Origin of the sequence: Streptococcus oralis (assembly GCF_026782085.1) — a bacterium.
Classification (GTDB): Bacteria; Bacillota; Bacilli; order Lactobacillales; family Streptococcaceae; genus Streptococcus; species Streptococcus oralis_DA.
This window is the reverse complement of record NZ_JAKUVW010000004.1, coordinates 624,700-637,658: the sequence shown is the minus strand read 5'-3', so window position 1 is coordinate 637,658 and position 12,959 is coordinate 624,700. Positions and strand designations below refer to the sequence as shown.

The 12,959-nt window shown below is 40.1% G+C and carries 7 protein-coding genes; all 7 read left to right on the top strand.

Translation table 11 applies throughout. The features are described 5' to 3' along the window. Positions 1–3: 3 nt before the first annotated feature. The 7 genes from MK395_RS05330 to pgdA all read left to right on the top strand — a co-directional run bounded on the left by MK395_RS05330 (position 4) and on the right by pgdA (position 12,895). Positions 4–558, top strand: coding sequence for a DJ-1 family glyoxalase III (locus tag MK395_RS05330; RefSeq protein ID WP_139689323.1), 555 nt, complete (start codon positions 4–6; stop codon positions 556–558). A 373-nt stretch (positions 559–931) separates the two neighbouring features. Further along, positions 932–1,795, top strand: a complete 864-nt coding sequence (locus MK395_RS05325) for a helix-turn-helix domain-containing protein (RefSeq protein ID WP_000909920.1) — start codon at positions 932–934, stop codon at positions 1,793–1,795. Between the two features lie 86 nt (positions 1,796–1,881). Next, on the top strand, positions 1,882–6,609 hold the full coding sequence (locus MK395_RS05320) for a glycoside hydrolase family 70 protein (protein ID WP_268711438.1): 4,728 nt from the start codon (positions 1,882–1,884) through the stop codon (positions 6,607–6,609). Between the two features lie 460 nt (positions 6,610–7,069). Further along, on the top strand, positions 7,070–7,633 hold the full coding sequence (locus MK395_RS05315; protein ID WP_025168831.1) for an HAD-IA family hydrolase: 564 nt from the start codon (positions 7,070–7,072) through the stop codon (positions 7,631–7,633). Between the two features lie 13 nt (positions 7,634–7,646). Beyond that, positions 7,647–9,593 (top strand): DNA topoisomerase (ATP-hydrolyzing) subunit B, encoded by a 1,947-nt coding sequence (gyrB, locus tag MK395_RS05310; protein WP_255777723.1) that lies wholly within the window; start codon positions 7,647–7,649, stop codon positions 9,591–9,593. Between the two features lie 80 nt (positions 9,594–9,673). Beyond that, positions 9,674–11,401 carry a septation ring formation regulator EzrA gene (gene ezrA / locus MK395_RS05305; protein ID WP_268711437.1) on the top strand — a complete coding sequence of 576 codons (1,728 nt, stop codon included), beginning with the start codon at positions 9,674–9,676 and terminating at the stop codon, positions 11,399–11,401. 102 nt (positions 11,402–11,503) lie between these two features. Further along, positions 11,504–12,895: a peptidoglycan-N-acetylglucosamine deacetylase PgdA gene (pgdA, locus tag MK395_RS05300; protein WP_084849415.1), complete on the top strand. Its 1,392-nt coding sequence runs from the start codon at positions 11,504–11,506 to the stop codon at positions 12,893–12,895. Positions 12,896–12,959: the final 64 nt, after the last annotated feature.

Here is a 12,959-nt window from a genome sequence, read left to right as displayed (position 1 = left end):
ACTATGGCAACAGTAGCAGTTATTTTAGCCCAGGGTTTTGAAGAAATTGAAGCCTTGACAGTAGTTGATGTCTTGCGTCGAGCAAACATTTCTTGTGATATGGTAGGATTTGAAGAGCAGGTGACAGGGTCACATGACATTCAGGTAAAAGCTGACCGTATCTTTGATGGTGATTTGTCCGACTATGACTTGGTAGTTCTTCCAGGTGGTATGCCAGGCTCAGCTCACCTACGGGATAATCCAGCCCTCATTTCACAGATTAAAGCCTTTGACCAAGCTGGAAAGAAAATTGCTGCCATCTGTGCAGCCCCAATTGCTCTTCATCAAGCAAGTATCCTGAAAGACAAGCACTTTACTTGTTATGACGGAGTTCAGGAGCAAATTACTGACGGAATTTATCAAAAGCAAACCGTGGTTGTGGATGGTAATCTAACAACTAGCCGAGGACCATCAACCGCACTTGCCTTTGCCTATGAGTTGGTAGAGCAGTTGGGAGGAGATGCTGAAAGTTTACGAGTCGGCATGCTCTATCGAGATGTCTTTGGAAATCAACAGTAAAACGAGAGTTCGGCTCTCGTTTTTTTATTTACTCCATTTCTAAAAAATGTTTCATATGATTGTCCTGCGCTTTTATATCAATCTTTTATAAATCAATCAAGCTTTGTCTAGCATAAGAAGGAAATCTATCTCTAGAAATGTTAGTGGTTTCAAGTTGTTAGATAGAATACTTCAGATTGTTACTGAAATCAAAAGATTCTTGAAAAAGATAGAATATTCAACAAATGCTATATTAAACGGTCTTATCATGCGAATTAATCTGCTTGTATTAATTTGAAATATAAAGTACTTTCTCTGTAATGTAATTGAAACATGTTACTAGTATATTAAAATTAGTCAGAATTTTTTGCATATACGAAACTGGGGGAGTGATATGTTGAAAGCATTTGGAAAAATATTCAAAGTCATTAGAGAATCAAAAAAAATGTCCCTGAAAGAGGTGGCTGCTGGTGATATTTCCGTGGCTCAGCTATCCCGTTTTGAACGGGGAGTCAATGGGATCACACTTGATTCTTTTTATTGCTGTTTAAAAAATATGGCCGTTTCCCTAGAGGAGTTTCAGTATGTTTACCATAATTACATTGATTCAGATGATGTGCTGTTCTCAAAAAAAGTAGCTGATGCATATCAGGAAAACAATGTTGTCAAGCTCCAAAATATTTTGTCAAGCTCAGAAGCATTGACCGAACAGTTTCCTGAGAAAAAAAACTATAAACTCAATACAATCATTGTCAGGGCCCTCTTGTCCTCCTGTTGCTCAGATTTTCAGATTAGCAAGAAGGATATAGAATTCCTGACGGATCATCTCTTTTCTGTTGAGGAGTGGGGACGTTATGAACTCTGGCTTTTTACAAACAGTGTTGATTTGATGACCTTGGAAACGCTGGAAACCTTTGCTAGTGAGATGATCAATCGTACCCAGTTTTATAACAACCTACCTGAAAATCGCCGCCGTATTATCAAGATGCTACTTAATGTCATTAGCGTCTGTATAGAAGGAAACCATCTGCTAGTTGCTATGAGGTTTCTCAATTATCTCGACCACTCTAAAATCCCTGAAACAGATCTATATGATCGAACGCTGATTAAGTATCATAGGGCTCTGTATGCCTACAAGGTTGGGAATACTAATGCTCTCAGTGACATCGAGCAATGCCTATCTTTTTTTGAATTTTTAGATTCCTTTGGTGTTGCCCAAAAACTTAAAGAACAGTTTGAAAGAATTTGCCTTTCATAGTTGTAGATGTGCAACAAAAAATGATCATTTTGAAAAATATACTAGAATAAGGGCATAACTTTATACTAAATTCAGAAGGAGGCTTTATGATGGAGAAAAAGATTCATTATAAGATGCATAAAGTTAAGAAAAACTGGGTAGCCATTGCTTTGACGACCTTGGCCCTTATTGTAGCACCAAAGGTACTTGGTCTAGAACCAGGCGTTGTCCATGCGGATGATGTAAAGCAGGTTGTGGTTCAAGAACCTGCTACAGCTCAGACTAGTGATCCGGGTCAGCAAACTCCAGCCCAAGCTAAAATAGCATCTGAGCAAGAAGCAGAAAAAGCAACCCCTGCAGACAAGGTGACAGGCGATGTTGCTGCTAGTGAAAAACCTGCTAAACCAGCAGAAAATACAGAAGCAACAGTTCAAACCAATGCTCAAGAGCCTGCTAAACCAGCAGATACGAAAGAAGCATCTACAGAAAAGGCTGCTGTTGCTGAAGAAGTTAAAGCTGCTAATGCAATCACAGAAACTCCTAAAACTGAAGTAGCAGACCAGGATAAACAAGCAAGGCCAACAACTGCCCAAGAGCAAGATGACAACAAACGAGAAAAAACGGCTGTTGAAGACAAAATTGTTGCAAATCCAAAGGTTGTAAAGAAAGATCGCTTGCCCGAACCTGCTCAAAAACAAGGAGTAGTAGCTGAAAGAATGGTAGCAGATCAGGCTCAACCTGCACCTGTAAATGCTGACCATGATGATGATGTCCTATCTCATATTAAGACCATTGATGGTAAAAATTACTATGTTCAGGACGATGGTACAGTTAAAAAGAATTTTGCAGTTGAACTTAATGGGAGAATACTTTATTTTGATGCAGAAACTGGTGCATTAGTTGATTCAAATGAATATCAGTTCCAACAAGGAACCAGCAGTCTCAATAATGAATTCTCACAAAAGAATGCTTTCTATGGTACGACTGACAAGGATATTGAAACTGTAGACGGTTATTTGACAGCAGATACTTGGTATCGTCCAAAGTTCATCTTAAAAGATGGAAAAACATGGACGGCTTCGACAGAAACAGACTTGCGTCCTCTTTTGATGGCTTGGTGGCCTGATAAGCGTACTCAGATTAATTACCTCAACTATATGAACCAGCAAGGTCTGGGAGCAGGTGCTTTTGAAAACAAAGTTGAACAAGCTCTCCTGACAGGAGCTTCTCAGCAGGTTCAGCGCAAAATTGAGGAAAAAATTGGTAAAGAAGGCGATACAAAATGGTTGAGAACGCTGATGAGTGCCTTTGTCAAAACCCAGCCAAACTGGAATATCAAGACAGAGTCTGAAACAACTGGTACTAAAAAGGACCACTTGCAGGGTGGAGCTTTGCTTTATACTAATAATGAGAAGAGCTCTCATGCTGACTCTAAGTTCCGTCTGCTTAACCGTACCCCTACTAGTCAAACAGGTAAACCTAAGTACTTCATTGACAAGTCAAACGGTGGTTATGAGTTCTTGCTCGCTAACGACTTTGACAACTCTAATCCAGCTGTTCAGGCCGAACAACTCAACTGGTTGCATTTTATGATGAACTTTGGAAGCATCGTAGCCAATGATCCGACTGCTAATTTTGATGGAGTTCGTGTCGATGCGGTGGACAATGTCAACGCAGACTTGCTCCAAATCGCATCTGACTACTTCAAGTCTCGCTACAAGGTGGGAGAAAGTGAAGAAGAAGCCATTAAGCATTTGTCTATCTTGGAAGCTTGGTCTGATAACGATCCTGACTACAACAAAGATACTAAAGGCGCTCAACTAGCAATTGACAACAAGCTACGCTTGTCCTTGCTTTATTCATTCATGCGTAATCTATCTATCCGTAGCGGAGTAGAGCCAACGATTACAAATAGTTTAAATGACCGTTCTTCTGAAAAGAAAAATGGCGAACGGATGGCTAACTATATCTTTGTGCGGGCCCATGACAGTGAAGTACAAACCGTTATTGCTGACATCATCCGGGAAAATATCAATCCAAATACGGATGGTTTGACCTTTACCATGGATGAACTCAAGCAAGCCTTCAAGATCTACAACGAAGATATGCGCAAGGCAGACAAGAAGTATACGCAGTTCAACATCCCAACTGCTCACGCTCTCATGCTCTCCAATAAAGACTCTATCACTCGGATCTACTATGGTGACCTCTATACCGATGATGGTCAATACATGGAGAAAAAATCTCCTTACCACGATGCTATTGATGCCTTGTTGCGTGCTCGTATTAAGTATGTAGCAGGTGGACAAGACATGAAAGTCACTTATATGGGTGTACCTCGTGAGGCTGATAAATGGTCTTATAATGGTATTTTGACTTCTGTTCGCTACGGTACTGGTGCCAATGAAGCAACAGATGAAGGAACAGCAGAAACCCGTACCCAAGGGATGGCTGTTATTGCTTCTAACAACCCTAACCTGAAACTGAACGAATGGGATAAACTGCAAGTCAATATGGGAGCAGCCCACAAGAATCAATACTATCGCCCTGTGCTTTTGACGACCAAAGATGGCATTTCCCGCTATCTAACTGACGAAGAAGTGCCGCAATCGCTCTGGAAGAAGACAGATGCTAATGGTATTTTAACCTTTGATATGAATGATATTGCAGGCTATAGCAATGTACAGGTTTCTGGATATCTGGCTGTTTGGGTACCAGTTGGCGCTAAGGCAGATCAGGATGCTCGTACAACAGCAAGCAAGAAGAAAAACGCTAGTGGTCAGGTCTACGAATCTAGCGCAGCCCTTGATTCTCAGTTGATTTACGAAGGCTTCTCTAACTTCCAGGACTTTGCAACCCGCGATGACCAATATACCAATAAAGTTATTGCTAAAAATGTCAACCTCTTCAAGGAATGGGGAGTAACTTCATTTGAGCTACCACCTCAGTATGTATCTAGCCAAGACGGTACTTTCTTAGATTCTATCATTCAGAATGGTTATGCCTTTGAAGACCGCTATGATATGGCGATGAGCAAGAACAATAAATATGGTTCTTTAAAAGATTTGCTCAATGCTCTTCGTGCGCTTCACAGTGTTAATATCCAAGCCATCGCGGACTGGGTACCAGACCAAATCTATAACCTACCAGGTAAGGAAGTGGTAACAGCAACACGTGTCAACAACTACGGAACCTACCGTGAAGGTGCAGAAATCAAGGAAAAACTCTATGTAGCTAATAGTAAGACCAATGGAACTGATTTCCAAGGTAAGTACGGTGGCGCCTTCTTAGATGAGCTCAAAGCTAAATATCCAGAAATCTTTGAACGAGTACAGATTTCCAATGGTCAAAAGATGACAACAGATGAGAAGATTACCAAGTGGTCGGCTAAGTACTTCAATGGTACCAATATCTTAGGTCGTGGTGCTTACTATGTTCTTAAAGACTGGGCTAGCAACGACTATCTCACTAACAGAAATGGCGAGATAGTATTGCCTAAGCAATTAGTTAATAAGAATGCTTACACAGGATTTGTTAGTGATGCCAATGGTACTAAGTTCTATTCAACTAGTGGTTATCAAGCTAAAAATTCCTTTATCCAAGATGAAAATGGAAATTGGTATTACTTCGATAAACGAGGCTATCTTGTAACAGGTGCTCATGAAATTGATGGCAAGCACGTTTATTTCTTGAAGAATGGTATTCAACTTCGTGATTCTATCCGTGAAGATGAAAATGGTAATCAGTACTACTATGATCAAACTGGTGCCCAAGTTCTCAACCGTTACTACACTACTGATGGTCAAAACTGGCGTTACTTTGATGCCAAGGGCGTTATGGCTCGAGGTCTTGTCAAGATAGGAGATGGACAGCAATTCTTTGATGAAAACGGCTATCAGGTTAAGGGCAAGATTGTGAGTGCTAAAGATGGCAAACTTCGTTACTTTGACAAGGATTCAGGAAATGCTGTTATCAATCGTTTTGCTCAAGGTGATAACCCAAGTGATTGGTACTATTTCGGAGCAGATGGAGTTGCAGTGACAGGTCTTCAAAAGATTGGTCAACAAACACTTTACTTTGACCAAGATGGCAAGCAAGTCAAGGGTAAAATCGTGACACTTTCAGATAAGAGTATCCGTTACTTTGATGCCAACTCAGGAGAAATGGCGGTCGGCAAGTTTGCTGAAGGTGCCAAGAACGAATGGTATTACTTTGACCAAACTGGTAAAGCAGTGACAGGTCTTCAAAAGATTGGCAAACAAACACTTTACTTTGACCAAGATGGTAAGCAAGTCAAGGGTAAAGTAGTAACTTTGGCTGATAAATCCATCCGTTACTTTGATGCCGACTCAGGAGAAATGGCAGTCGGCAAGTTTGCAGAAGGTGCCAAGAACGAATGGTATTACTTTGACCAAACTGGTAAAGCAGTGACAGGCCTTCAAAAGATTGACAAACAAACACTTTACTTCGACCAAGATGGCAAGCAAGTCAAGGGCAAAATCGTGACACTTTCAGATAAGAGTATCCGTTACTTTGATGCTAACTCAGGAGAGATGGCAACCAACAAGTTTGTCGAAGGTTCCCAAAATGAGTGGTACTATTTTGATCAAGATGGAAAAGCAGTGACAGGCTTGCAGCAGGTTGGTCAACAGACTCTCTATTTCACGCAAGACGGCAAGCAAGTCAAAGGAAAAGTTGTTGATGTGAATGGGGTTAGTCGATATTTCGATGCCAATTCAGGGGATATGGCTCGAAGCAAATGGATTCAACTTGAAGATGGAAGTTGGATGTATTTTGACCGCGATGGTAGAGGTCAAAACTTCGGAAGAAACTAATCGAATTTAGCTCAATAAAAATCAAACTTTATCTGATGATATACAAAAACGATAACACCTTAAAAGGACGTTATCGTTTTTTGCCTGTTTGGAGAATAAATTACAATTGAAAAGAAAGATGGAATCATTGGGAACTGTAATGAATTAACAAGGGACTCCATATTGGAATAATCTTTTTCTGCACTCTATTGTGGTATTCAAAGCAATGAGTATTCTATTTTTAAAGTTTGAAAATCCAAAAGCGTTTCGTTTGTGAACAATGACGCGGTTGTTAGTAGTTTCTATTCTTTAATTTGTACATTTGAGATAAGAAAGATTTTGCTTGATTATTTATAGAGGAGCTATTCTTCACAAAAAGGCTCCATAGATGCAATAGTGTTTTACTCTCTATATAAATTATAGAGCCGAAAAATCTAGGAAATCATCGCTTTTTTCATAAAAAAATGGTATAATGAAGGGTATGAAATATCACGACTATATATGGGATTTAGGTGGTACCCTATTGGATAATTATGAGACTTCTACTGCAGCCTTTGTAGAAACCTTAGCCCAATACGGAATAGAGCAAGAACACGACCGAGTCTACGAAGCTTTGAAGGTTTCGACAGCTTTTGCCATCGAGAAGTTTGCACCAGATATCGAGGATTTTTTAGAGAACTATAAAGAAAATGAAGCGCGTGAGCTAGAACATCCAGTTTTGTTTGAGGGAATTCCAGAATTACTCAAAGACGTTTCGGACAAGGGTGGTCGCCATTTCTTGGTTTCTCATCGAAATGACCAAGTTCTAGAACTTCTTGCTAAGACCCAGATAGCGAACTACTTCACCGAGGTGGTGACTGCCAGTTCTGGCTTTAAACGAAAACCAGATCCTGAGTCCATGATTTATTTACGTGATAAATATCATATTACATCTGGTTTGGTCATTGGTGACAGAAATATAGATGTAGAAGCAGGTAAAGCTGCTGGCTTAGATGCCTATCTTTTTAATAACGTTGCGACATTGAGACAAGCAATAGACATGTAAGAAAAGGGAAAAAATGACAGAAGAAATCAAAAATCAACAGGCACAGGATTATGATGCCAGTCAAATTCAAGTTTTGGAGGGACTTGAAGCTGTTCGTATGCGTCCAGGTATGTATATTGGATCGACTTCAAAAGAAGGTCTTCACCATCTAGTATGGGAAATCGTTGATAACTCAATTGACGAAGCCCTAGCTGGATTTGCCAGTCATATCCAAGTCTTTATAGAGCCAGATAACTCCATCACCGTAGTGGATGATGGGCGTGGAATTCCTGTTGATATTCAGGAAAAAACAGGGCGTCCCGCTGTTGAGACCGTCTTTACAGTTCTTCACGCTGGAGGAAAATTCGGCGGTGGCGGATACAAGGTTTCAGGTGGATTGCACGGTGTAGGTTCATCAGTAGTAAATGCTCTTTCAACTCAACTAGATGTTCATGTCCATAAAAACGGTAAGATTCATTACCAAGAATACCGTCGTGGTCATGTTGTTGCTGATCTTGAGGTGGTTGGAGATACAGATAAAACTGGAACAACAGTTCACTTCACACCAGATCCAGAGATTTTTACAGAAACAACGACTTTTGATTTTGATAAATTAAACAAACGTATTCAAGAACTAGCCTTTTTGAACCGAGGTCTTCAAATCTCCATCACAGATAAGCGTGATGGTCTCGAACAGACTAAACATTACCACTATGAGGGTGGGATTGCTAGCTACGTTGAATATATCAACGAGAACAAGGATGTTATCTTTGATACACCAATCTACACAGACGGTGAGATGGATGATATCACAGTTGAAGTAGCCATGCAGTACACAACCGGTTACCACGAAAACGTCATGAGTTTCGCCAATAACATTCACACCCATGAAGGTGGTACGCATGAGCAAGGTTTCCGTACAGCCCTGACGCGTGTTATCAATGATTATGCTCGCAAGAATAAGCTACTAAAAGACAATGAAGATAACCTAACAGGGGAAGATGTCCGTGAAGGCTTGACTGCAGTTATCTCAGTTAAGCATCCAAACCCGCAGTTTGAAGGACAAACCAAGACCAAACTGGGGAACAGTGAAGTGGTCAAGATCACCAATCGCCTCTTCAGCGATGCCTTCTCTGATTTTCTCATGGAAAATCCACAGATTGCCAAGCGTATCGTGGAAAAAGGGATTTTGGCTGCCAAGGCTCGTGTGGCTGCTAAGCGTGCGCGTGAAGTCACGCGCAAGAAATCTGGATTGGAAATTTCCAATCTTCCAGGAAAACTAGCAGACTGTTCTTCGAACAACCCAGCTGAAACCGAACTCTTCATCGTCGAAGGAGACTCAGCTGGTGGATCAGCCAAATCTGGTCGTAACCGTGAGTTCCAGGCTATCCTTCCAATTCGTGGTAAGATCTTGAACGTTGAAAAAGCTAGTATGGATAAAATCCTTGCAAACGAAGAAATTCGAAGCCTTTTCACAGCCATGGGAACAGGATTTGGTGCAGAATTTGATGTCACTAAGGCTCGTTACCAAAAACTCGTTTTGATGACCGATGCCGATGTTGATGGAGCCCACATTCGAACACTCCTGCTAACCCTGATTTACCGCTACATGAAACCAATCTTAGAGGCTGGTTATGTCTACATTGCCCAACCACCGATTTATGGGGTTAAAGTTGGAAGTGAGATCAAAGAATACATTCAACCTGGTGCAGATCAAGAAATTAAACTCCAAGAAGCCTTAGCACGTCATAGTGAAGGGCGTTCAAAACCAACCATCCAACGTTATAAAGGTTTGGGAGAAATGGATGACCACCAATTATGGGAAACAACCATGGATCCTGAACATCGCTTGATGGCGCGTGTTTCGGTAGATGATGCTGCCGAAGCAGATAAAATCTTTGATATGTTGATGGGAGATCGAGTAGAACCTCGTCGCGAATTTATCGAAGAAAACGCTGTTTACAGTACACTTGACGTCTAAAAAATGTGGGAAATAGTTCCCTTGGTTTAAAAAATATGATATAATCATTACGATTGTTTCTAGTATAAAAGGAGTTTGATATGTCTAATGGACAACTAATTTATCTAATGGTTGCGATTGCAGTCATTCTGATCTTAGCTTATGTAACAGCTATCTTTTTACGTAAGCGTAATGTAAGCAGATTAACGGCCCTTGAAGAAAGAAAAGAAGAACTCTACAACCTTCCTGTAAATGATGAGGTTGAAGCCGTTAAAAACATGCACTTGATTGGTCAAAGTCAGGTGACCTTCCGTGAATGGAATCAAAAATGGGTTGATTTATCTCTGAACTCATTTGCTGATATTGAAAATCACCTCTTTGAAGCTGAAAGCTACAATAATTCTTTCCGTTTCTTTAAGGCAACGCACAAACTTGATCAAATTGAGAGCCAAATCGGCTTGATTGAAGAAGATATTGCTGCTATTCGCAATGCCCTTTCTGAACTTGAAAAACAAGAATCTAAGAATAGTGGCCGTGTCCTTCATGCCTTGGACTTGTTTGAATCCCTTCAACATACCGTTGCAGAAGATTCGGAGAAATATGGGAAGGCCCTTCCTGAGATTGAGAAACAATTGGAAAACATTCAATCAGAATTCTCTCAATTTGTTACCCTAAATTCATCAGGTGACCCAGTTGAAGCAGCAGCAATTCTTGATTCAACTGAAAATCATATTCTCGCTTTGACACACATCGTTGAGCGAATTCCAGCTCTTGTTGAAACCTTGACAAAAGAATTGCCAGACCAATTGGCAGATTTGGAAGAAGGCTATCGCAAGCTTTTGGATGCTAACTATCACTTTACAGAAACAGATATTGAGTCTCGTTTCCAACTTTTGCATGAGTCTTTGAAAAATAATCAAGAAAATATTCGTCAGTTGGAATTGGACAATGCAGAGTATGAAAATAATCGCATCCAAGAAGAAATCAACGCACTTTATGATATCTTCACTCGTGAAATTGCAGCTCAAAAAGTGGTTGAAAGTCTTCTTGCTACATTACCAACTTATCTCAACCACTTGAAAGAAAATAATCAGGTGCTTGTTCAAGATCTTGAACGCTTGACTAAAACCTACCTTCTTCCTGAAAGTGATGGAAATCATGTTCGTCGTCTTCAAGCAGAATTGGCTGCACTTGATACGGCAATCATGGAAGTGACAGAGGATCAAGGTGAGTCAACACAAGCCTACTCTGCTCTTGAAGAACAGTTGGAAATGCTTCAAAGCAACCTCAAGGATATAGAGGATGAGCAAATCTCTGTTAGCGAACGACTTGCGCAAATTGAAAAAGACGACCTCAATGCTCGCCAAAAAGCAAATGTCTATGTGAACCGTTTGCATACTATCAAACGTTACATGGAGAAGAGAAACTTGCCAGGTATTCCTCAAAGTTTCTTGAAACTTTTCTTTACTGCAAGTCATAACACAGAAGATTTGATGGCAGAGTTAGAACAACCACAAGTGAATATTGAATCGGTTAAACGAATTCTTGAAGTCGCAACAAATGATATGGAAGCACTTGAAACAGAAACCTATGATATCGTTCAATATGCAACCTTGACTGAGCAACTACTCCAATACTCAAACCGTTACCGTTCATTTGATGAGCGTATCCAAGAGGCCTTCAACGAAGCGCTTGAAATTTTTGAAAAAGAGTTTGACTACCAGGCGTCATTTGAAAAAATTTCACAAGCCTTGGAAGTTGCTGAACCAGGAGTCACAAACCGTTTTGTAACTTCATATGAGAAAACACGTGAAACGATTCGTTTCTAAACGAGAAGCTTAGATATTTCTAAGCTTTTTTATTTTTCTAAAAAGAAATCAGAATTCTTGTTTATCATTGAAATAATAGCCTCGATTTGATATGATGGAAATATGAAAAAAAATAGAGCGAAACGTGTTTCTCACGATAAAACGAGAAGGCTATTGCTTTCCCTTGTTGGAATCTTAGGAATTGCTACGATTCTATTAGGAAGTGCTATTGGTTATAAGCTACTACAAAAGCAATCTTACGAACAAAAAATTGAAGCGCTGAAGAGCGAAAAGGACCAGCAATTCAACTCAGGTAGTCAGAAGGACCATTTTCGAAAAGGTCAAGCTGAGGTGATTGCCTACTATCCTCTACAAGGAGAGGAAGTCATTGCGTCTGTTAGAGAAAAAATCAACCAGGATATCAAAGAAAAGCTGGAAGATAAAGAGGACTTGGTCTTTTATTATACCGAGCAGTTGGATCCTGTCTTAAAGGGAGTTGTTGCTCGTAATATCAGCAAGCAAGTCTACGATTTGTCTGCATCAAAGGTTGAAGAAAAAGAAAAGACTTCCTTAGGGAAAATTTTCTTGACCGAAGATGGGAAAGATTTTGACCTCAGTAAACTCTTCAAAGATGCAAGCAAGGCTAAGGAACTCTTACTGACTCAAATCAAATCAACTCTAGAAGATAAGAAACTTGATCAGGCAAAAATTGATCAAGTTATAAAGAGCTTCACAGACCAAGAATTGACATCTTGGAGCTTTGATTATAAGGATAGTCAAATCATCCTTTATCCTGCTAATGCTGGAGAGACTGTTGAGGAAATTGCTTTGCCCATATCCAGTTTCTTTGATGTCATTGAGTCTTCTTATCTATTAGAAAAGGATGCTGAACTCTACCAAGCATACTTTGCTAAGAAAAATAAAAAAGTTGTAGCCTTGACTTTTGACGATGGTCCAAATCCAACTACAACCACGCAGGCTTTGGATACTTTAGCTAAATATGGTGTAAAAGCAACCTTCTTTGTACTTGGTAAAAACATTGCAGGTAATGAAAATCTTCTAAAACGAATGAAATCAGAAGGTCATGTTGTAGGAAACCACAGCTGGAGTCATCCCGTTCTTTCACAACTTTCGCTCGAAGATGCTAAAAAGCAAATCACTGATACAGAAGATTTGTTAACTCAAGTTTTAGGATCAAGCTCTAAACTGATGCGCCCACCTTATGGTGCCATCACTGATGATATTCGAAACGGCCTTGATTTAAGCTTCATCATGTGGGACGTGGATAGTTTGGACTGGAAGAGTAAAAACGAGACAGCCATTTTGACAGAGATTCAACGTCAGGTTCGCAATGGTTCCATCATCCTCATGCATGATATTCATGGTCCTTCGGTTAATTCTCTACCAAGTGTCATTGAGTATTTAAAGGGTGAAGGGTATACATTTGTGACGGTTCCTGAATTGCTCAATTCTCGCTTGAAAGCTCACGAGATCTATTACGATCGTGATCAATAATTGTTAAAATCTAAAGGGGCAAGTGTTCTGATAATCAGGATTTTGTTTCTTTAGATTTTCTTCA